Raw genomic sequence first — 21,784 nt, forward strand, 5'->3', positions numbered from 1 at the left:
GTTAACCTTGTTAATAGCAAAGGAAAGAGGGGAAATTACCATTGAGTATAATGAAAAAACAGTCAGTTGTGGCGCAACGGCCACTTTTGTTCATCCCGCCCACCGGTCGAACCTCAAGAATATCCGCGCCGCGGCTTTTAAACCGGTTGCGGACAGAGCGTAACCTGGTGAGAATACCCGCGATTTGATCGGGATTTTTTCAAACGAGGTAGAGGGTGCTTGGACAGCGGAAAACGCCGTGGTAGACCGCGGGCAGCAAGGATCACCTGGGCGTTTCGGCTCATTGTCGTATTATGCCTGTGCTATATCGGCTATTTGCTGGTGGAAAAAGAGAAGGCGGCGCCGCTTTTTTACCATGTAGACAGCTCACAAAAGGCGGCGGGAGCGGATGAGCGTATTCAGTTTCTGGTGCTGCATTATACCGCGGAAGATTTTACCGGTTCCATGAAAACCCTCACCACCGGCCAGGTCAGCGCCCACTACTTGATACCGCTGCATCCTGATAATGCCGCCGGCATTCCTACCGCCCTGCGGCTGGTGGATGAATCGCGCCGGGCCTGGCATGCCGGGGAGAGTTATTGGCGCGGGCGTGAAAATCTTAACGATACTTCCATCGGCATCGAAATCGAAAACGGCGGCTATTACCGCACGCTGACGGGATATGACGCAGCGCCTTATCCCCCTCATCAGATAGCGCTGGTCATCGCCCTGAGCCGGGATATCATTAAACGTTATCATATTTCGCCGTTTAATGTGGTGGGGCACAGCGATATCGCCTGGCGGCGCAAGCAGGATCCCGGCCCGTTATTTCCCTGGCGGCAGTTGGCGGCGGCGGGAGTGGGCATTTGGCCCGATCAGAATCGGGTACATTTCTACCTGGGAAAACGGGATCCTCGCCAGCGGGTGGCGATGCCGGCTATTTTGCAGCGTATGGCCCGCTACGGTTATGACGTGACGCCGGGGATGCCTGTGGCGTTGCAGCAAAAAGCGGTGGCGGCTTTCCAGATGCACTTTCGCCCCACTGATTTCCGCGGCCTGCCGGACGCGGAAACCGAAGCGATACTTGATGCGTTACTGGAAGTAGACGCCCGTGAGGGCGGCGCCCGTTAGTTCGCCATGATGATGCAGGAATTCGCGCCAGATCCGGACCACCTTTTCAAGGTCCTGACGGCTGATATTCAGATGAGTCACCAAACGGGTCACGGTACCCGAGGCGATGTTGATATCATGCCCGAGCATCCATGGGCCAAGCTTAGCGGCCAGTTCCGGCGACTGCCGGATAAACAGCATATTGGTCTGGGCGCCCGGAGCCATGATTTCCACGCCCAGCGCGCCGAGCTGTTGCCCGAGCCACTGGGCATTGTCATGATCCTCCCGCAGACGCTGTACGTTATGCTCCAGCGCATAACGGCCGGCCGCCGCCAGGATGCCGGACTGGCGCATGCCGCCGCCCACCATTTTTCGCCAGCGCTTCGCCTGCCGGATATAGTCTTCGCCGCCGCACAGCAGCGATCCCACCGGCGCACCCAAACCTTTGGATAAACAAATGGTCAGGGTATCGCAATATTGGCTGATATCGGTAAGGGGAACATTCAATGCTACCGCCGCGTTAAAAACCCGTGCGCCGTCAATATGCAGCGACAGCTTGTGGTCACGGCTGAATTGCCAGGCCTGTTGCAGATAAGCCAGGGGAAGGACTTTGCCGTTATGGGTATCTTCCAGACATAACAGTCGGGTGCGGGCAAAATGAAAATCGTCCGGCTTAATGGCGGCGGCCACTTTATCCAGCGGCAGCGTGCCGTCGGCGTCCGCTTCCAGCGGCTGGGGCTGAATGCTGCCCAATACCGCGGCGCCGCCGGCTTCAAAGCGGTAGTTATGCGCATGCTGCCCGACGATATACTCTTCGCCGCGCTGGCAATGGGTCAGCAGCGCCACCAGATTCGCCTGGGTGCCGCTGGGAAAAAACAGCGCCGCCGCTTTACCGCTCAGGCGGGCGCCGTCCGCTTCCAGCGCCGCCACGGTGGGGTCATCCCCATAGACATCGTCGCCAACCTCGGCTTCAGCCATCTGCCTGCGCATTGCATCGCTCGGCAAGGTGACGGTATCACTGCGTAAATCGATCATGCTCACTCCGTTAGATTTTCAAGGCTACCCCGCGTATGGCATTACCGCCCGGAAACGGGACAACCTGAACCCGGGCGGAAGCCGTCAGCCTTAACGCAGCCAGTTGGTTTTTGCCAATTCCACTATTTCGTCGCCGCGCCCGTTGATGATGGCCCGCAGCATATAAAGACTGAATCCTTTTGCCTGTTCAAACTTGATTTGCGGCGGCATCGCCAGCTCTTCTTTCGCGGTAATCACATCCACCACCACCGGTCCGTCGGTGGCAAAGGCTTCTTGCAGCGCAGCGTCAAGGTCGGCGGATTTTTCCACCCGGATGCCCTTGATGCCGGCCGCCTGCGCGATGGCGGCAAAATTCGGGTTTTGCAAATCCGTGCCGTCGGTGAGGTAGCCGCCGGCTTTCATTTCCATAGCGACGAATCCCAGCACGCTATTATTAAAAATAACGATTTTCACCGGCAATTTCAGCTGAATCAGTGATAAAAAGTCGCCCATCAGCATGGCGAACCCGCCGTCTCCGCACAACGCCACTACCTGCCGGCCGGGAAACGCGGACTGCGCGCCCAGCGCCTGCGGCATGGCGTTGGCCATGGAACCGTGATTAAACGAGCCTAACAGGCGGCGGCGTCCGTTCATGGTCAGGTAGCGAGCCGCCCAAACCGTCGGCGTGCCCACATCGCAGGTAAAGATGGCGTCCGGCGCCGCCAGACGGCTGATTTCCTGCGCCACGTACTGGGGATGAATCGCTTTGTTGCCGCTGGGCTTGGCCAGCGTGTCGAGATCGCGCCGGGTTTCGTGATAATGCTGCAGAGCCGCATCGAGATGATTGCGGTTGGTTTTTTCCTTCAGCCGCGGCAGCAAAACCGCCAGCGTGGATTTGATATCGCCCACCAGGGCCATGTTCAGCGGGCAGTGCGCGCCGAGGCTGCCGGATTCGATATCGATTTGGATGATTTTTGCATCGGTAGGATAAAACGCCCGATAAGGAAAACGCGTGCCCAGCAGGACCAGGGTATCGGCGTTCATCATGGCATGGTAACCGGAAGAGAAACCTATCAGGCCGGTCATGCCAACATCGTAGGGATTGTCATACTCCAGGTATTCTTTGCCGCGCAGGGCATGCACTACCGGCGCTTTCAACAGCCCGGCCAACTGCACCACTTCATCGTGAGCCTGGGCGCAGCCGCTGCCGCACAGCAGGGTGATATTCTCCGACTGGTTCAGCAGGGCGGCCAGCTTTTCCAGTTCGCCCACCGGCGGAACCGCCAGCGGCTGCCGGGGGGTATACCAAAGGGGCGTGCCCTCTTCCGGGGCGGCTTTCAAGGCCACATCGCCGGGCAGGACGATAACCGATACCCCGCGGTCAAGCACCGCTTTACGGATGGCGATACCCAGTACCTGGGTAAGTTGTTCGGGATTGGATACTAATTCGCAATAATGGCTGCATTCACGAAATAACTCTTCCGGATGGGTTTCCTGAAAATAGCCGCTGCCGATTTCGCTGGAAGGGATATGCGCGGCAATAGCCAGCACCGGTACCCGGTTGCGGTGGCAGTCGTACAATCCGTTGATCAAATGCAGGTTGCCCGGACCGCAGGAGCCGGCGCATACCGCCAGTTCACCGGTGACATGGGCTTCGGCGCCGGCGGCGAACGCCGCCACTTCTTCATGACGGGTGCCCATCCATTTGATGGTGCCCATGCGGTTCAGACTGTCGCTTAAGCCGTTCAACGAGTCGCCGGTCACGCCCCAGATACGTTTGACGCCGGCTTGCTCGAGGGTTTTGGCAACCAATGATGCCACGGTTTGTTTCATAACGTTCCCCTTGGTCAATGATAAAGCTCATTTGGAGTCAACATTTTCGTGCCGCTAAAGCTTAGTCCTTTTGGCGGCGGAATGGCAGCGGTGGGCAGGTAATGGCTATCGATGCCGGGGCACAGGACGATGGCCCGGCATGGCCGCCGGGAATCGGTATAAGGAAATCTTCAGGCGCTGAACAGGGCGATGAGTATCGGCGCCAGCAGGCTCAGTAAAAAACCGTGGACGATAGCGGCCGGCACTACATCCAGTCCGCCGGTGCGCGTGAGCACCGGCAGGGTGAAATCCATCGACGTGGCGCCGCATAAACCCAATGCCATGCTGCGGCTGCGGCCCATCAAGCCGGGGATTAACATGATGGCCAGCAGTTCACGCGCCAGATCGTTGAAGAAGGCGGCGCTGCCCACTACCGGGCCGAAGGCGTCGGTCATCAGGATCCCCGAGAGGGAATACCAGCCGTAAGCCGAGGCCATTGCCAGACCGGTACGCAGGGGCAGCCCCAATATCATGGCCGCCAGCGCACCGCCGGCCAAGGCGCTTACCGCCACCACCAGCGCCACCGTGGCGCCGCGCCGGTTGAGCAAAATCTGCCGCAGGGTCATGCCGCCGTTACGTAACTGGATTCCCACCAGCAGCAGCAATATTACCAAGGCAAACTCACTGGCTTTGGAGGCCGCATTCAGCCATGTCCATTGTGTCAGGCCGATGGCGAATCCTCCCACCACCACCAGACAGAGTTTCAACGAGTCCAAGGCCATATGCAGCCGCGACGGCGCGGGCACGCCCTGGCGGTGCGCCCCCGGCCAGGGCCGGCGTTTTTCCAGCCACCAGAGGGCGGCGCCGTTGAACGCCATAATGCACAGCGCGCTCACCCCCGCATACCAGGCTATCAGGCGCAGGTTGACGGCAAGATTGTCCAGAAAGGCCAAACTTATGCCCATGAAAAACAGGATGATATACACCATGGCGCTGAGGATGCGATCCACCCGGTGCGCCCAGGCGCGGGATACCCGCGGCAACAGATAGCCCGCCACCAGCGGGATGAGGATTATTAACAGGCCGGAATACATTTGGGCGCCACATCCTTTTGAACGGCGGGGGGAAAATTCCGCCCTAAGCTAAACAAAATGGCGAGCGCTGTAAAGCCGATGCAGGACAGGTTTTCAATTCTTCCTGGCTTCCCCCCATGTCGTGGGGGGAAGCGCTGGCCGAAGGCGGCCGTCACCGCAGCTCAAAATGACCGGAGACCTGGGTCGCCAATTGATCCAGCAGCCCATAGCGGCGACGGTATTCGGCGCGTTTTTTACTGGGCACGGCGGTAAGGCATTTACGCGGAATACCCAGCGGCAGGCTGAAATATCCCTGCGCCTGCGGTTGTGCGTTCATCGACAGCCAGAAATTGTCATAATCCGCATGTAGGAATCGTTTACTTTTATAAAAATAGCGCCATTCCTGATGCATATGTGTTCGGTTGCCCACGGCCAGAATCTGGTTCACGCCCATTTCTCTTCCCAGCAGGATCGCCGTTTCCAGCACCAGTCGTTTGGGAAACAGCCCGTGGCAGGCTTTGGTGGCCGAATGGATCGTTTCATGGGACAGCTGGCGGCGGCCGCCCTGCAAACCGCCGATAAAGAGCGTAGCCCCCCGTTCGGGCGTAATGACGAACGTCATTTCCGCCAGCATGACATTGCCTTCGTCGCAAAACAGCAGGGTTGCCTCGCCCTCTCGGTTCAGCCGGTCAAGAGAGCAGAGGCGCAAATGGAAAATCCGGTCGTTTTTGGCCGTAAGCGTCGCCAGCGTAAAACCGTCCCGGCTCAGATGTCCTTCAAGCAGGGGGCGGGGCAGGCGCGCCTGGATATAGTCGTAATGATGCCCCAGGGCGGCCAGCTGCTTTTCAGCGCTCATATTGGCGGCCAGATAGGGGCGGTGCAGCTTGCAGGGCAGCCCGGGCTGGGAAGCCAGCATTTGTGTCAGCAGGGGGCATTTCGCCAGCTGTTCAAGCCAGGGACCGGAGTAGCTATGGGTGTAAAGATACCGCAGCATAAACTTGTAGCGATAGAAACGGCGTTGCCAGGCAATGCCCGGCACGAGGGTGCCGCGGAACAAGGACAGCGCGAGCTGCCAGCCGGATAATCCGTTGCGGGAGCGTTCCCGGTTGGATACAAGTTGTGACATGGGTATTCTGCCCTGGAAGCAAGAAAATACCTATTTCAGCAAAATCGGGCTAAACCGCGACATAATGGCGGCCTTCCGACGGCATGGGAAAAACAAGCGTTTAAATGCGGTTTATGATGATGGCAAAAATCATAAGCAAGATACTCTTTGTGACAGACATAATTATGCTTGCGTCTTAAAATAAAAATGTTATACCTTGAGTAAGCGGGATAAGCGGCATAGCAGAAAAAATGCCAGCGATACGCACTGGCATTTCATTAATATCATTATGCATTAATCGCGAGGCGTGTTATCAGGCGACAGTCTCGGTTTCAACAGGCACAATCAGACTCGCGTGGTTCCCCTTGGGGCCCTGATGAACATCGAATCTGACCACTTGCCCTGCTTTGAGCGTTCGATAACCGTCCATCTGGATTGTTGAGTAATGCGCAAAGATATCCTCGCCGCCGCTTTCAGGACAGATAAACCCAAAACCTTTGGCGTTATTGAACCATTTAACTTTACCCGTCTCCATGTTTGTACATCCCTCGCAACAGAATCTTATATGTGATGAGGATTGTTGACGTCGTAAGCTTTATCCGTCAAAACCACGACGGCTTACGCAAGTACACTCTAGAGGATAGGAACAATAGGTCAAGTGGATGCGGGGGCAGTTGGCGGATGACATTACCAAACTTTGAAGCAGGTAACGCTATTGACACTTTTTTGACAAAATCGTAATACCATTGCTGCGATCGAAATCCTATTACAGATATAGGTAACGGCAAGGGGCATTAAACAGCATCCGATGTTAAACTTGTAATAATGACGGAGATGGGGCGCTAAGGCTCTACGCCTGCCACAGCTAACTCTCCAGGCTTTAAAGACGTTTTGACGGAAAGACGATGGGTAAGACAAGCGATAGACCGGGTGAACAGCATCTTGCCGAAGAACTGGTGAAAGAGCTGGTAGTACCCCCGTCAATGTATAAAGTGATACTTATCAATGACGATTACACACCGATGGAATTTGTTATTGACGTACTGCAAAAGTTCTTTTCTTATGATGTTGAACGTGCAACGCAACTGATGCTTACGGTTCACTATCAGGGCAAGGCTATCTGCGGGGTCTATACCGCCGAAGTCGCTGAAACCAAAGTCGCCCATGTGAATCGTTATGCCAGGGAAAATGAGCATCCGTTGCTTTGTACGCTGGAAAAGGCCTGAACAGGCAATCTATTTGGGGAGGTGCCAATGCTCAATCAAGAACTGGAACTCAGTTTAAATATGGCTTTCGCCAGAGCGCGTGAGCACCGGCATGAGTTTATGACCGTTGAACATTTATTGCTGGCGTTGCTCAGTAACCCTTCAGCGCGAGAAGCGCTCGAGGCCTGCACGGTCGATCTGGTGGCGCTGCGCCAGGAACTCGAAGCTTTCATAGAACAAACCACGCCGACCTTACCGACCAGCGACGAAGAGCGCGACACGCAGCCTACGCTCAGCTTTCAGCGTGTACTGCAGCGTGCGGTTTTCCATGTTCAGTCCTCAGGACGCAGCGAGGTGTCAGGGGCCAATGTCCTGGTGGCCATCTTCAGCGAACAGGAATCCCAGGCGGCCTACCTGCTGCGTAAGCATGACGTCAGCCGCCTCGATGTGGTGAATTTCATTTCTCACGGTACTCGCAAAGATGAGACGCAGGCACCCGGTCCTGAAAATCCGGTTAATGAAGAGCAGGCAGGCGGGGAGGATCGTATGGAAAACTTCACTACCAATCTCAACCAGCTCGCCCGTGTAGGGGGGATCGATCCCCTGATAGGGCGGGAGCGCGAACTGGAACGCGCTATTCAGGTACTGTGCCGCCGCCGTAAAAACAATCCGCTGCTGGTGGGTGAATCAGGTGTGGGCAAAACCGCCATTGCCGAAGGGCTGGCATGGCGTATCGTGCAGGGGGACGTGCCCGAAGTCATTGCCGATTGCACCATCTATTCATTGGATATCGGTTCATTGCTGGCCGGCACCAAATACCGCGGTGATTTTGAGAAGCGTTTCAAAGGCCTGCTTAAACAGTTGGAGTCGGATCAGAACAGCATCCTGTTCATCGATGAGATCCATACTATTATCGGCGCCGGCGCTGCTTCCGGCGGACAGGTGGATGCGGCGAATCTGATCAAGCCCTTGCTCTCCAGCGGTAAAATCAGGGTGATGGGATCCACTACCTATCAGGAATTCAGCAATATCTTTGAAAAAGATCGCGCCTTGGCGCGTCGTTTCCAGAAAATTGATATCACCGAGCCGTCGGTGGAAGAAACGGTTCAGATCCTTACCGGCCTGAAAACCAAGTACGAGGCCCACCACGACGTGCGTTATACGGCTAAAGCCGTGCGCGCGGCGGTGGAGCTGGCGGTGAAATACATCAACGATCGTCATTTGCCCGATAAGGCCATTGATGTTATCGACGAGGCGGGTGCTCGCAGCCGGCTGATGCCGGTGAGCAAACGCAAAAAGACCGTTAATGTTTCCGATATCGAGTCGGTGGTGGCGCGCATTGCCCGTATTCCCGAGAAGACGGTTTCCGCCAGCGATCGGGATGTGCTGAGAAACCTCGGGGATCGCCTGAAGATGCTGGTGTTCGGCCAGGATAAGGCCATTGAAGCCTTGACCGAAGCCATCAAAATGAGCCGGGCCGGGTTGGGCCAGGATCATAAACCGGTGGGCTCATTCCTGTTCGCCGGTCCTACCGGGGTGGGTAAAACCGAGGTCACGGTGCAGTTGGCCAAAGCGCTGGATATCGAATTGCTGCGCTTCGATATGTCGGAATACATGGAACGGCATACGGTCAGCAGGCTTATCGGCGCGCCTCCGGGATATGTGGGCTACGATCAGGGCGGCCTGTTAACCGATGCGGTGCTCAAGCATCCCCATGCGGTGTTGCTGCTTGATGAAATCGAAAAGGCGCATCCGGATGTGTTCAATTTGCTCCTGCAGGTGATGGACAACGGTACGCTGACCGATAACAACGGGCGCAAAGCGGATTTCCGCAATGTGATCCTGGTGATGACCACCAATGCCGGCGTGCAGGAAACCCAGCGTCAGAGTATCGGTATGATCCAACAGGATAACAGCACCGATGCCTTGGGCGAGATCAAAAAAATCTTTACGCCGGAGTTCCGTAACCGCTTGGATAACGTTATATGGTTCAACCATCTGTCCCCAGAAATCATTCAGCTGGTGGTGGATAAATTCATCGTTGAACTGCAGGCCCAGCTGGATGCCAAGGGCGTTTCGCTGGAAGTCAGCGACGAAGCGCGCGACTGGCTTGCGGCCAAGGGTTATGACAAATCCATGGGTGCGCGGCCGATGGCCCGTGTCATGCAGGAAAACCTGAAGAAACCGCTGGCCAATGAGCTGCTGTTCGGCACTCTGGTGGATGGCGGGTCGGTGAAGGTTGAGCTGGATGCGGATAAAAAACAGCTTAAATATGATTTCCTGAGCGCGCAAAAACGCAAGACGGAAGGCGTGGTTCATTAAGCCGCCGCCGTTCGGCGGGAAAGAAAAAAAAGCGATGCCGGTTGGCATCGTTTTTTTTTGCATAAAAACTGGCCGCTGCAGCATTGAATGCTGCTGGTATAGCCTCCATGGGGCACTCCCTTTAACAGGCCCGGTTCACGCTACCGGTGATAGCGGGCCTAGCGTGCCATGCGGCGCTCCGGCGGGCGGTAAAACCACGCCCGCTTCGGCCACATTGGCGTGCTCTCCCTTTAACAGTCCCGGTTCACGCTACCGGTGATAGCGGGTCCTAGCGTGCCATGCGGCGCTCTAGCGGGCGGTAAAACCACGCCCGCTTCGGCCACATTGGCGCGCTCTCCCTTTAACAGTCCCGGTTCACGCTACCGGCGATAGCGGTCCTAGCGTGCCATGCGGCGCTCCGGCGGGCGGTAAAACCACGCCCGCTTCGGCCACATTGGCGCGCTCTCCCTTTAACAGTCCCGGTTCACGCTACCGGTGATAGCGGGCCTAGCGTGCCATGCGGCGCTCTGGCGGGCGGTAAAACCACGCCCGCTTCGGCCACATTGGCGCGCTCTCCCTTTAACAGTCCCGGTTCACGCTACCGGTGATAGCGGGCCTAGCGTGCCATGCGGCGCTCCGGCGGGCGGTAAAACCACGCCCGCTTCGGCCACATTGGCGCGCTCTCCCTTTAACAGTCCCGGTTCACGCTACCGGTGATAGCGGGCCTAGCGTGCCATGCGGCGCTCTGGCGGGCGGTAAAACCACGCCCGCTTCGGCCACATTGGCGCGCTCTCCCTTTAACAGGCTTGGTTCACGCTTCGGTGATAAGGGCTTGGGTCGCCCTTATTGCTTTGCGGGCACGGGTCATCATACCGGGCCGTTTAAGGGCGCCGGTATGAATGTTATGGTTTATTGCAATTGCTTGGGCGGGATACCGGCGCGCTACTGCGGGCGGATATCAGCGATAAAGAAGCCTATCAGCGGCTACGGAAGACAATGCGGCCTTTGCTCAGGTCGTACGGGGTCAGCTCAACTGTGACTTTGTCGCCCGTCAGGATGCGGATATAATTTTTACGCATTTTACCGGAGATATGTGCGGTTACCACGTGCCCGTTTTCCAATTCCACGCGGAACATGGTGTTAGGCAATGTATCCAGTACCGTGCCTTGCATTTCAATATTGTCTTCTTTGGCCATCGAATCCTCTAGGTTTGAATACCATAGTTTTTAACCGGCAAGATAATGCCGAAAAACCCTCATTATGTAAAGAAGTGATGAAGAACAACGCGTCATTCACCGGAATCCGGTTCACTGTTTAAGGTGACGACAGAGAGGGTTTGTGGTTGCCAGCAATGAGGTGCCAGCGTTAAAGGTTGTAACTGACCCAGCAGGGCGAGATAGTCGCGTCGGGGAATATCCCTCGCGCCTAACGAGGCCGTATGTGAGTTCAATACCTGACAGTCTATCAGTTTTCCGCCCTGTTGACTAAAGAAACGGCAAAAAGTCAGCAGGGCAATCTTCGAGGCGTTATCCCGGCGGCTGAACATGGATTCGCCGCAAAATAACGCTCCCTGAGCCACGCCATACATGCCCCCCACCAGGGTATCGCCGTCCCAGACTTCGATGGAGTGCGCCTGGCCGAGCAAGTGCAGCCGCTGATAGGCGATTTCCACTTCCGGACCGATCCAGGTGCCTTCCTGGCCTCGTTCGGCGCAGGACGCCATGACTTCGCCAAAAGCATGATTAAGAGTGATACGGTAGGGGCAGCGCTTCATGATGCGCCTGAGGCTACGGCTGACATGGAACTCTTCGGGGAACAGCACCGCGCGGGGGTCCGGCGACCACCATAATATGACGTCTCCAGGGGAATACCAGGGGAAAATCCCCTGTTGATAAGCGATGAGCAAACGTTCCGGGGATAAATCGCCGCCAAACGCCAGCAGCCCGTTGGGTTCATGCAGCGCTGATGTCGGGGCGGGAAACTGTAATGAATTGGGAGACAGCCGGTATAATCGCATATTACTTCTCGTCATATTCACCTATGCCGGTCAACAGGGCTACCGGGCAATTGTTTGCTGTGCCGCTGATTCGATTATACCCTTCATCTTTCAAGTTGCCGCCTTGCTGTAACTCGAAAGCTATTCGGTATAGACCTCTTCCGGGCGATGATAATGGTAATAGCGGCCCCTGCTTTCCATTAATTCCCCATGAGTGCCTTGTTCAGTAAAATTACCCTGGTCCATCACATAAATCCTGTCCATCAGCTCCAGGCCCTGCAGCCGGTGCGTGATGATAACCAGCGTTTTTTGCCGTCCCAGTTGCTGCAATAATGCCAGAATATGCCGCTCGGTGGCGGCGTCAAGCCCTTCCGTGGGTTCATCCAGCAGCAGCAGCGGCGCATCGTGGAGCAGCGCGCGGGCAATGCCGAGCCGGCGTTGCTCACCACCGGACAGTTGACGTCCGCCTTCGCCCAGCCAGGCATCCAGGCCCTCGGACCCCAGCAGCTTTTCCAGCCCCATGTGTTCCAGCATGGTCCTAAGCTTTGTGTCGTCCGCCGCGGGGGCGCCCAGCAGCAGGTTATCCCGCAGGGTGGCGCTGAAGACATGCACCCGCTGCGGCACCACCGCCATCATGGATCGCAGGGCCGGTTCGCTCCATTGCGAAAGTCCCTGTCCGTTCAGCCGAATTTCACCGGCCTGCGGATCCCAGGCACGGGTGAACAATTGCAGCAGCGTGGATTTGCCGCTGCCGGTATGGCCCAGTATGGCCACGTGTTCCCCGTGGGCGATGTGCAGCGACAGCCCGTTGAGGGCCGGTTGCTTTTGCCCGGGATAGGTGAAGCGGATATTGTCCGCCGACAGGGCGGCGCTGTCCGCAGCCTGCGGTCCGTCCGCGGGGAAAGTCACCGCCGGCTCGCGGCGGATGATATCGGTAATGCGCACGGCGGAAGCCATCACCTGACCGAGGTGCTGGAAGGCGCCGGCAACCGGGCCGAGGGCTTCAAAGGACGCAAGGGTGGTAAAGACTACCAGCGCAATCCATGCCCCGCCGACGTCGTCGGCCGCCAGCCACAGCAGCAGGGTAACCGCCAGTCCGGTAAGCAGGATAAGCAGGGCCTGGGACAGGGCGGCCAGCCCGGCCTGCCGCTGTTGCCGCCGCTGCCAATGACGTTCTGTTTCATCCAGCTGACGACGGTAGTCCCGGCGGCGCCGTAGACGGTGAGCTCGGCATTGCCTTGCAGCCAGGTGACCAGATGCAGCCGGTACGCCGCGCGCAGGCGGGTTAAGTCCCGGCCGATGGATTTACCTGCGTGATAGAACAGCGGCGGGAACACAACGAGCACCGCCAGCATCATAGCGCCCAGCGTCAACGCCAGCCTGACGTCCAGGGCGCATAAACCGAGGGTGACCACCAGGGAAACCACCAGCGCGCTCAGCAGCGGCGACAGCACACGCAAATACAGGTGATCGAGAGTATCCACGTCCGCCACCAGACGATTGAGCAATTCGGCCTGGCGGAAACCGGCAATCACGCCGGGGGAAAGGGGCAGGATTTTGGTAAAAATATCGATTCGCAGCTGCTGCAGCACGCGGAAGGTGGCGTCATGGCTTACCACCCGCTCCGCCCAGCGTCCCGCCGTGCGGGTGATTGCCGCGCCGCGGACGCCCGCCGCCGGCAGCATGTAATTGAACGTATATAACCCCGCCGTTCCCGCCAGGGCCGAGCCGGCCAGGAACCAGCCCGACAGGCTCAATAAGCCGATGCTGGCCAGCAGGGTGACGATGGCCAGCAGCATCCCCAAGGCAATGCGGCCGCCGTGACGGCGATATAACGCTAAAAAGGGCAGTAATACGCGCATAATCAGCATCCTCCGAGGCGATGGGCCAGCAGGCTGGCAAACGGACCGGGTTGGGCCGCCAACCCGCTGTAGCGCCCCTGCTGAAGGATTTGGCCGTTGCCCATCACCCAGATGGCATCGAACTCGCGGATATCCGCCAACTGATGGGTTACCATAACCGTGGTCTGCCGGCGGGTTGCGCTGTCCAACGCCTGCATCACCAATGCTTCGCTATGGGCATCCAGGCTGGCGGTGGGTTCGTCCAGCAACAGCAGTGCCGGCGTGCGCAACATGGCCCGCGCCAGGGCGACCCGCTGCGCTTGTCCCATTGACAGCTGCGCGGCGTTTTCCCCCACCGCGCTATGGATTCCCCGAGGCAGCAGCGGCAGGAATTCCCGCACATAGGCAGCGTCCACCGCCCGTTCCAGCTCCTCGCCGCTCGCGTCGGGCTTGCCGAGCAGGATATTGTCCCGCACGCTGTCGGCAGGCAAAAAAGGACTTTGGCTTACCCAGCCGATTTGCCTGCGCCAGTGCTGGGGCGATACGTCCCGTAGCTCATGGCCGTTCAGGCGCAATGAGCCCTCATAGGGCAGGAACCCCAACAAGACGTTCAATAGCGAGCTTTTACCGGCGCCGCTCTCCCCGACAATGGCCACCCGCCGGCCGGCCTCGAGGGTGAAATCCAGCGGACCGGCCAGCCGGCTGCCGTCCGGCGCCAGGATAACCAGCTGCTCCGCGGACAAGGTCAGGGAACCAAAGTCCGGCTCCAGTTCACCGCCCCCCTGTGCGCGGGTGTCGGACTGCAAAAAAGTGACCAGTGATTCCGCCGCGCCCACCGCCTGCGCCTTGGCATGATAAAACGTCCCCAGATCCCGCAGCGGCTGAAAAAATTCCGGCGCCAGGATCAGCACCAGGAAACCGGCAAACAGCGTAACGCCGGCGCCGTAGCTGCCGAAGTGCAGTTCCCCCAGGTAGGAGAAACCGAAATAAACCGCCACCACCGCGATGGAGATGGAGGCGAAAAACTCCAGCACGCCGGAGGAGAGGAACGCCAGGCGCAGCACTTCCATGGTGCGCAGGCGAAAATCGTCGCTGGCGCGGCTGATATGAGCCGTTTCCGCCTGCGCCCGGTTGAACAGCCTCAGCGTATCCAGCCCCCGCAGGCGATCAAGGAAATAGCCGCTCAGCCGGGTCAGCGCCACAAAGTTGCGCCGGTTGGCGTCGGCGGCGCCCATACCCACCAGGGCCATAAACAGCGGGATCAACGGCGCGGTGCAAAACAGGATCAGCGCCGCCGTCCAGTTGATGGGGAATAAAACCGCCAAAATCAGCAACGGCACCAGCCCGGCCAGGTACATCTGCGGCAGGTAGCGGGCGTAGTAATCCTGCATATCCTCGATCTGCTCCAGCAGCAGGCTGCTCCAGCTCCCGGCGGGTTTACCCTGTATCCAGGCCGGCCCCAGCAGCTCCAGGCGATCGAGCACCTGGCGGCGTATTTCCCGCCGCAGGATGCGGCCGGCGATAAAACCGGCGCGCTCCCGCAGCAGACCGATGACCGCCCGCAGGACAAACAGGGCGGCCAGGGCGAAAAATTCGTTGAGCAGGCCGGCGCGCGGCTGATGGTCCACGATCAGCGCCTGCAGAAGACGGGCCAGCACCCAGGCCTGGGCGACGATAACCACCCCGCTGAACAGGCCCAGCAGCAGCGAGAGGCGGAGCCAGCGCTTCACCAGCGCACTTTGCGATTTGAGCCAACGGACCAGCACGTATTGTCGGGTTTTATTCATTGGAAAACGATTTCAGCCGCTGTGGTATGCATTTAAGGCAAAAATCCCGCGTAGGGACGCGAAAGGCCGGGGCGGCTTTAGGCTACCCCGGCGAGACGACATATTACCCGGTTGGCGGTAAGGAGAAAATAAGAAGCGGCAATTTAGAGATGGATAGACCCGCATGCTCTCCCGCCACAGCGTTGGCGTTGGCGTTGGCGGGAGGTTGCCGTTAACGATCGTTGACCGCCGCCAGACCGTCCAGGTAGCGCTCGGCGTCCAGGGCCGCCATACAGCCGGTGCCGGCGGAGGTGATGGCCTGGCGGTAGATATGATCCATCACATCGCCGGCGGCGAACACGCCCGGGATGCTGGTCTGGGTTGCGTTGCCGTGAATACCCGACTGCACGCGGATATAGCCGTTCTCCAGCGCCAGCTGGTCACCGAAAATCGCGGTATTGGGGCTATGGCCGATGGCGATGAATACCCCCGCCACCTCAAGGGCGTCGCTATCGCCGCGAACAACGTGCTTGAGGCGCACGCCGGTCACGCCGCTCTCGTCTCCCAGCACTTCCTCCAGCGTCCGGTCGGGATGCAGAACGATATTGCCGTTTTTAACTTTCTCCATCAGCCGGTCGATGAGGATTTTTTCAGAACGGAACGTATCGCGGCGATGAATCAGGTGCACTTCGGCGGCAATATTCGACAGATACAGCGCCTCCTCCACCGCAGTATTCCCGCCGCCCACCACCGCCACTTTCTGGTTGCGATAGAAAAAGCCGTCGCAGGTGGCGCAGGCCGACACGCCTTTGCCCTTGAACGCCTCTTCAGAGGGCAGGCCCAGATAGCGCGCGGAGGCGCCGGTGGCGATAATCAACGCGTCGCAGGTATAAACGCCGTTATCGCCCGTCAGGCGAAACGGCCGCTCTTTAAGTTCCACCTGGCTGATATGGTCGAAGATGATTTCGGTGTTGAATTTGGCTGCGTGGGCGTACATGCGTTCCATCAGCAAGGGACCGGTCAGTCCTTCCGGATCCCCCGGCCAGTTTTCCACCTCGGTGGTGGTGGTCAATTGGCCGCCTTGCTCCATACCGGTGATAAGAACTGGGTTGAGGTTGGCCCGCGCGGCATAAACCGCAGCGGTATAACCCGCCGGGCCCGATCCCAGGATAAGTAATTTACTGTGTTTCACCGTTGACATGGTTTCCTCATTTTAGCCGCACTGATTTAGCTATCCGATTGTAAGAAAATTACCAGATTAAGAAAAGAATGCAAAAGCCATTAGCGATTATTATCATTGTTATGTCCTATCTCTACGGCGTTTTAATGCTCCATCAGGGCATGATCGGGTAAATAAAGCTTTTTACCCCTGCCAAGGGCCCTAGACCCGATTTTATCGGCATGTTGTTCTGATTTTTGTTGTTTTACTTTGACAATCCGCTGTGCTTTTGCGAAAACATCAGGTAAGAAGAAATTATTCGGTTGGTGTCGATTCGGTTAATCGCCATTCGGATGGTCGGCGGAGCCGCCGATAGGCCGCATGTTCAGCCGGTAAATTTCTTCCAGGCAGAATTCTCTTCTGCCGCTGTCGCGGTTTGGACAGACAGCGTGCGCGGCAGTGGAAATGGCAGACCTTAGAATAAAACAAACAGCAGGTCTTTAAAGCAAACCCTGAAACATTGAAGTCGGCAGGGGTATGGCAAGTGCAGGGAAGGAATGAAGAGAGACAATAATAATGGTAGACAATAAAAAACGCCCGGGAAAAGATCTCGACCGTATCGACCGCAACATCCTTAACGAACTGCAAAAGGATGGACGGATCTCGAACGTCGAACTTTCGAAACGGGTAGGACTATCACCGACCCCTTGTCTGGAACGGGTGCGTCGTCTCGAGCGTCAGGGTTTCATTCAGGGTTATACCGCTTTGCTTAATCCGCATTATCTGGATGCGTCTTTACTGGTTTTCGTTGAGATAACCCTTAATCGGGGCGCGCCCGATGTGTTTGAGCAATTCAATACCGCTGTACAAAAGCTGGAAGAAATTCAGGAATGCCATCTGGTGTCGGGGGATTTTGACTACCTGCTGAAAACGCGGGTGCCGGATATGTCGGCGTATCGCAAGCTGCTGGGTGAAACATTGCTGCGGTTGCCGGGGGTTAACGATACCCGGACCTATGTGGTGATGGAAGAAGTGAAACAAAGCAACAGATTGGTCATCAAAACGCGTTAAGAAACACCACAGGTGCAAAAGACTGCTTTTAAGGTTACACTCCTGTGGATTCATACAGTCTCGGCGCCGGCCAGCACGTCGGCGCTGTTGTTATACCGGTTGAGAAACCTGGAGAGCCTTTCTTGAGCCAGGAATATACAGAAGATAAAGACGTTACGTTAAAAAAAATGAGCAGCGGCCGCAGGTTACTCGAGGCCGTCCTCATAGTCATGGCTATTTTTGCCCTCTATTTGATGATTTCCCTGGTCAGCTTCGATCCGTCCGATCCCAGTTGGTCGCAAACGGCCTGGCATGGGCCTATCCATAATCTGGGGGGCGGCGTTGGGGCGTGGTTTGCCGATACGCTGTTTTTCACCTTCGGCGTGCTGGCGTACGCGCTGCCGCCGATTATGCTGATCTTCTGCTGGAACTCTTTCCGTCAGCGGGAGGTGCAGGACTATGTGGATTATTTTGCCTTGGCGCTGCGCCTTATCGGCACCCTGGCGCTGATACTGACCTCCTGCGGCCTGGCCGCGCTCAATGTGGACGATCTCTATTATTTCGCTTCTGGCGGGGTGATTGGCAGCCTGCTGGACAACGCCATGTCACCCTGGTTCAACGGTATCGGCGCCACGCTGACGCTGCTATGCGTCTGGGCCGCGGGGTTGACCTTGTTCACCGGCTGGTCCTGGCTGACGATCGCTGAAAAAATTGGCGGCGTGCTGCTGGGCAGCCTGACTTTTATGTCTAATCGTTCCCGCCGCGAGGAAGAGTATTACGATGAGGACTATGAGGACGAGGACGAGGATGAGGCGGGGGATAATCCCGCTACGGCATCGAGCAACCGGCCTGCGGAGGGTGAAGACGGCAGCGATCCGCTGTTCTCCCCGCGCGCCGTGACGGATGCCGGCAGCGCGGCGGCGGTGGCCATGCCGGCCGCCGGTGCGGATATCGCTGCGCCGGCGAACGCCGCGCTTGTAGCCCCTGATGTCTCTTTCGCCGCCGCACCGCTGGCGGGGCAGGCTGCTATTGCGCCAGGCGACCGGACGAGCGCCGCGCTTCAGACACCGGAGGCTATTGCTCCCGCCGCGCCGTCAACCGCAGCCCCCGTGACGGCGGCGCAAGAGGCCGTACCGCAATACCGCTTTGAGCTTCCGGGCGGCCAGTCCGTTCCTCCCACAGCGCAAAGTGATTTCGCCGATGACGACGACGGTCCCCGGATGGGCAACTGGCTGGCCGCCAGCCAGGATAGCGCCCATACCCCCTATGATTTCAGCGTGGGGCAGCAAAGCAGCGGACAATTGCCTGGCGAGGGCGCCGTGCCGGTGGATCACAGCGCCGCCTCGCTGACCTTTATGCCCGCCTTCAGCGCCATCAGCGATGGCAACCCGCAGGTCAAGCAAGGCATCGGCCCCGAGCTGCCGCGCCCGAACCCGGTGCGGATCCCGACGCGGCGCGAACTGGCGTCATACGGCATCAAATTGCCGTCGCAGCGGGCCGCGGACCACACCCATGGCCTGGCGCAAAGCGACGCGGCCAAATCCCATCCGGCGCTATCCGACGATGAACAGGCCCACCAGCAGGTGGAACTGCACCAGGCGTTCATGGCGCAGCAGGCCCAGCGCTACGGCAGTGACGGCGCCGAGGCGGACGAAGAGGCGGAATGGGAACAGCAGCGTCTGGCCGCCGAATTCAAACGCCAGCAGGATCAGCGCTACGCCGAGGAAAACGACGCACAATCGCCGGACCGGCCGGTGGCGGCCTCGCCGTTATCGCCCAAGGCGGATATCGATCTACAGCGTCATGGGGACTTCAATTTTTCACCCGTGGCGGATTCAACGGACGATGCTCAGGCTGCGCCGCTGTTCACCCTGCCGCCCCGTTATGCGGATCAACACGCGGCGGCACACCCCGACGAAGACGAGAACCTCCCGGCCCTCTATGCGGCTGATGACGACGAGATAGCGCCGGCGGGACACGGGCATACCGGCACGGCGGTTACCCCCCCGCCAGCGGGCACGCTCTTAGCCGCAACTGCCCCTCCGGCAATGGATAGCCTGATCCACCCGTTCCTGATGCGTAATGAACAGCCGGTGCAAAAGCCCACCACGCCGCTGCCGACGCTGGATTTGCTGACCTCGCCGCCGCTGGAGGATGAACCGGTGGATATGTTCGCCCTGGAGCAGACCGCGCGGCTGGTGGAAGCCAGGCTGGCTGATTATCGGGTGAAGGCCGACGTGGTGGGCATTTCCCCCGGGCCGGTGATTACCCGTTTTGAGTTGGATCTGGCGCCGGGGGTAAAAGCGGCGCGGATATCCAATTTGTCGCGGGATCTGGCGCGCTCGCTGTCCGCGGTGGCGGTGCGCGTGGTGGAAGTGATTCCCGGCAAGCCTTACGTCGGTCTCGAACTGCCGAATAAGCGTCGCCAGACGGTGTATCTGCGTGAAGTGCTGGACTGTGACAAGTTCCGCGAAACGGTGTCCCCGCTGGCCATCGTGCTGGGCAAGGACATTGCCGGCCAGCCGGTGATTGCCGATTTGGCGAAAATGCCGCATTTGCTGGTGGCGGGCACCACCGGCTCGGGTAAATCGGTGGGGGTCAACGCCATGATCCTCAGCATGCTGTTTAAAGCGACGCCGGAAGAAGTGCGCTTTATCATGATCGACCCGAAAATGCTGGAACTGTCGGTGTATGAAGGTATTCCGCACCTGCTGACGGAAGTGGTCACCGACATGAAGGACGCCGCCAACGCGCTGAGATGGTGCGTTGGTGAAATGGAGCGCCGCTACAAGCTGATGTCGGCGCTGGGGGTGCGTAACCTGGCCGGGTACAACGAGCGTATCGAGCAGGCGGCGGCTATGGGCCGGCCGGTGCCGGATCCGTTCTGGAAGCCCGGCGACGGCATGGCGATGTCGCCGCCCATGCTGGAAAAGCTGCCCTATATCGTGGTGCTGGTGGATGAGTTCGCCGACCTGATGATGGCGGTGGGCAAAAAAGTGGAAGAGCTGATTGCCCGCCTGGCGCAAAAGGCCCGGGCCGCCGGTATCCATTTGGTATTGGCTACCCAGCGCCCCTCGGTGGACGTTATTACCGGCTTGATAAAAGCCAATATCCCTACCCGCATCGCATTCACCGTGTCGAGTAAGATAGATTCGCGCACCATTCTCGACCAGTCCGGCGCGGAGTCCCTGCTGGGCATGGGGGATATGCTTTATATGGCCCCCAATTCATCCATACCGGTCCGCGTCCATGGCGCGTTCGTGCGCGACCAGGAAGTGCACGCGGTGGTCAGCGACTGGAAAGCGCGCGGCCGTCCGCAGTATATCGACAGCATTACCAGCGCGGGCGAAGAGGGTGAGGCCGGCGCCGGCGGCCTGGACGGCGATGAAGAGCTGGATCCGCTGTTCGATCAGGCGGTGCAGTTTGTATTGGATAAACGCCGGGCTTCGATTTCCGGCGTGCAGCGCCAGTTCCGCATCGGCTACAACCGCGCCGCCCGGATTATCGAGCAAATGGAGCTGCAGGGTATCGTCAGTTCGCCGGGGCATAACGGCAACCGCGAGGTCCTGGCGCAGCAGTCAGGGGAATAACGGTAACTGCTGTCTGCGGCCCCTGTGCAAAGATGCGTAAAACGGTGACGATTTCAGAGTATTATCCTATGCCTTATCATCGTTTCTCCGATAGAGTGAGTCGTAACAGGCGGGAGGGGCCGAGAAAGCCCTTGCCACGCCTTTCTTTTTTCAAGGGATATCTATAATGAAAATACGGTTGTTTGCCGCCTGTCTGTTGAGCGCCATGGTTTCGCTGCCGGCGTTGGCCGACGATGCCCAGACATTGCAAAGCCGCCTGAACCAGGTCAACAGCTTCCATGCCAGCTTTAACCAAACCGTCACCAGCGCCGAAGGCGGTTCGGTACAGCAAGGGGAAGGCGAACTGTGGGTCAAGCGGCCCAATTTGTTTAACTGGCATATGACCTCGCCGGCTGAAAGCGTACTGATTTCCGACGGCAAAACCTTATGGTTCTATAATCCGTTTGTCGAACAGGTCACCGCCACCTGGCTGAAAAACAGCACCGGGAATACTCCGTTTATGCTGATAACCCGCAACAGCCCGGATGACTGGCGTCAATACAACGTCAAACAGCGGGGCGATATGTTTGAGCTGACGCCCAAATCCGCTGCCGGAAATTTGAAGCAGTTTACTATCAATGTAAATACCGGCGGCACCATTAACGGTTTCACCGCCGTCGAGCAGGACGGGCAGCGCAGCGCCTATCAACTGAAAAGCCAGATAAACGGCCAGATAGACGCCGCTAAATTCCGCTTCACACCGCCCAAAGGCGTGACGGTGGACGATCAACGTCAATGAGGTGA

General features: G+C 58.2%; 15 protein-coding genes and 1 pseudogene. 6 read left to right on the top strand and 10 right to left on the bottom strand.

Features of this window, described 5'->3' with window-relative positions:
• The first annotated feature begins 219 nt into the window (after positions 1–219).
• Positions 220–1,110, top strand: a complete 891-nt coding sequence (locus GTU79_RS08330; protein WP_253073510.1) for an N-acetylmuramoyl-L-alanine amidase — start codon at positions 220–222, stop codon at positions 1,108–1,110.
• Here GTU79_RS08330 and ltaE read toward each other — a convergent pair.
• The 5 genes from ltaE to cspD form a co-directional block, all read right to left on the bottom strand.
• Positions 1,072–2,124, bottom strand: coding sequence for a low-specificity L-threonine aldolase (gene ltaE / locus GTU79_RS08335; protein WP_203522224.1), 1,053 nt, complete (start codon positions 2,122–2,124; stop codon positions 1,072–1,074). The two genes, GTU79_RS08330 and ltaE, sit on opposite strands and share 39 nt — an antisense overlap.
• A 90-nt stretch (positions 2,125–2,214) precedes the next feature.
• The gene (gene poxB / locus GTU79_RS08340; protein ID WP_132922669.1) at positions 2,215–3,936 is read right to left on the bottom strand and encodes a ubiquinone-dependent pyruvate dehydrogenase; all 1,722 of its coding nucleotides are present in this window, start codon (positions 3,934–3,936) and stop codon (positions 2,215–2,217) included.
• Positions 3,937–4,106: 170 nt separating this feature from the next.
• Positions 4,107–5,009, bottom strand: a complete 903-nt coding sequence (locus tag GTU79_RS08345) for a LysO family transporter (protein WP_203522223.1) — start codon at positions 5,007–5,009, stop codon at positions 4,107–4,109.
• 151 nt (positions 5,010–5,160) lie between these two features.
• Positions 5,161–6,114, bottom strand: a complete 954-nt coding sequence (locus GTU79_RS08350) for a VirK/YbjX family protein (protein ID WP_203522222.1) — start codon at positions 6,112–6,114, stop codon at positions 5,161–5,163.
• Positions 6,115–6,406: 292 nt separating this feature from the next.
• Positions 6,407–6,628, bottom strand: coding sequence for a cold shock-like protein CspD (cspD, locus tag GTU79_RS08355; protein WP_132922666.1), 222 nt, complete (start codon positions 6,626–6,628; stop codon positions 6,407–6,409).
• 370 nt (positions 6,629–6,998) lie between these two features.
• Between cspD and clpS the strand changes: the two genes are divergently transcribed.
• Complete coding sequence (clpS, locus tag GTU79_RS08360) at positions 6,999–7,319, top strand: ATP-dependent Clp protease adapter ClpS (RefSeq protein ID WP_132922665.1); 321 nt, start codon at positions 6,999–7,001, stop codon at positions 7,317–7,319.
• A 27-nt stretch (positions 7,320–7,346) separates the two neighbouring features.
• On the top strand, positions 7,347–9,620 hold the full coding sequence (gene clpA, locus GTU79_RS08365; protein WP_132922664.1) for an ATP-dependent Clp protease ATP-binding subunit ClpA: 2,274 nt from the start codon (positions 7,347–7,349) through the stop codon (positions 9,618–9,620).
• A 956-nt stretch (positions 9,621–10,576) separates the two neighbouring features.
• Here clpA and infA read toward each other — a convergent pair.
• The 5 genes and pseudogenes from infA to trxB all read right to left on the bottom strand — a co-directional run bounded on the left by infA (position 10,577) and on the right by trxB (position 16,403).
• Positions 10,577–10,795 carry a translation initiation factor IF-1 gene (infA, locus tag GTU79_RS08370; RefSeq protein WP_002211347.1) on the bottom strand — a complete coding sequence of 73 codons (219 nt, stop codon included), beginning with the start codon at positions 10,793–10,795 and terminating at the stop codon, positions 10,577–10,579.
• Positions 10,796–10,887: 92 nt separating this feature from the next.
• Complete coding sequence (gene aat / locus GTU79_RS08375) at positions 10,888–11,616, bottom strand: leucyl/phenylalanyl-tRNA--protein transferase (RefSeq protein ID WP_203523124.1); 729 nt, start codon at positions 11,614–11,616, stop codon at positions 10,888–10,890.
• A gap of 120 nt (positions 11,617–11,736) precedes the next feature.
• Positions 11,737–13,457 (bottom strand): annotated as a pseudogene (gene cydC / locus GTU79_RS08380) (heme ABC transporter ATP-binding protein/permease CydC).
• 2 nt (positions 13,458–13,459) lie between these two features.
• Positions 13,460–15,223, bottom strand: a complete 1,764-nt coding sequence (gene cydD / locus GTU79_RS08385; protein ID WP_203522220.1) for a heme ABC transporter permease/ATP-binding protein CydD — start codon at positions 15,221–15,223, stop codon at positions 13,460–13,462.
• Positions 15,224–15,434: 211 nt separating this feature from the next.
• On the bottom strand, positions 15,435–16,403 hold the full coding sequence (gene trxB, locus GTU79_RS08390) for a thioredoxin-disulfide reductase (RefSeq protein WP_203522219.1): 969 nt from the start codon (positions 16,401–16,403) through the stop codon (positions 15,435–15,437).
• A 534-nt stretch (positions 16,404–16,937) separates the two neighbouring features.
• Between trxB and lrp the strand changes: the two genes are divergently transcribed.
• From lrp to lolA, 3 genes are all read left to right on the top strand, one after another.
• Complete coding sequence (gene lrp, locus GTU79_RS08395; protein WP_005287608.1) at positions 16,938–17,432, top strand: leucine-responsive transcriptional regulator Lrp; 495 nt, start codon at positions 16,938–16,940, stop codon at positions 17,430–17,432.
• Positions 17,433–17,554: 122 nt separating this feature from the next.
• The gene (locus GTU79_RS08400; RefSeq protein WP_253073511.1) at positions 17,555–21,001 is read left to right on the top strand and encodes a DNA translocase FtsK 4TM domain-containing protein; all 3,447 of its coding nucleotides are present in this window, start codon (positions 17,555–17,557) and stop codon (positions 20,999–21,001) included.
• Between the two features lie 166 nt (positions 21,002–21,167).
• Complete coding sequence (gene lolA, locus GTU79_RS08405) at positions 21,168–21,779, top strand: outer membrane lipoprotein periplasmic chaperone LolA (protein ID WP_214513840.1); 612 nt, start codon at positions 21,168–21,170, stop codon at positions 21,777–21,779.
• Positions 21,780–21,784 lie beyond the last annotated feature (5 nt).

Source organism: Sodalis ligni, assembly GCF_016865525.2.
Lineage (GTDB): Bacteria > Pseudomonadota > Gammaproteobacteria > Enterobacterales > Enterobacteriaceae > Acerihabitans > Acerihabitans ligni.

Bases quoted from the DNA above. Each gene is read 5' to 3' on its own strand.
- ltaE (WP_203522224.1), bottom strand. From the start codon at position 2,124: ATGATCGATTTACGCAGTGATACCGTCACCTTGCCGAGCGATGCAATG.
- poxB (WP_132922669.1), bottom strand. From the start codon at position 3,936: ATGAAACAAACCGTGGCATCATTGGTTGCCAAAACCCTCGAGCAAGCC.
- GTU79_RS08345 (WP_203522223.1), bottom strand. From the start codon at position 5,009: ATGTATTCCGGCCTGTTAATAATCCTCATCCCGCTGGTGGCGGGCTAT.
- GTU79_RS08350 (WP_203522222.1), bottom strand. From the start codon at position 6,114: ATGTCACAACTTGTATCCAACCGGGAACGCTCCCGCAACGGATTATCC.
- cspD (WP_132922666.1), bottom strand. From the start codon at position 6,628: ATGGAGACGGGTAAAGTTAAATGGTTCAATAACGCCAAAGGTTTTGGG.
- clpS (WP_132922665.1), top strand. From the start codon at position 6,999: ATGGGTAAGACAAGCGATAGACCGGGTGAACAGCATCTTGCCGAAGAA.
- clpA (WP_132922664.1), top strand. From the start codon at position 7,347: ATGCTCAATCAAGAACTGGAACTCAGTTTAAATATGGCTTTCGCCAGA.
- infA (WP_002211347.1), bottom strand. From the start codon at position 10,795: ATGGCCAAAGAAGACAATATTGAAATGCAAGGCACGGTACTGGATACA.
- aat (WP_203523124.1), bottom strand. From the start codon at position 11,616: ATGCGATTATACCGGCTGTCTCCCAATTCATTACAGTTTCCCGCCCCG.
- cydD (WP_203522220.1), bottom strand. From the start codon at position 15,223: ATGAATAAAACCCGACAATACGTGCTGGTCCGTTGGCTCAAATCGCAA.
- trxB (WP_203522219.1), bottom strand. From the start codon at position 16,403: ATGTCAACGGTGAAACACAGTAAATTACTTATCCTGGGATCGGGCCCG.
- lrp (WP_005287608.1), top strand. From the start codon at position 16,938: ATGGTAGACAATAAAAAACGCCCGGGAAAAGATCTCGACCGTATCGAC.
- lolA (WP_214513840.1), top strand. From the start codon at position 21,168: ATGAAAATACGGTTGTTTGCCGCCTGTCTGTTGAGCGCCATGGTTTCG.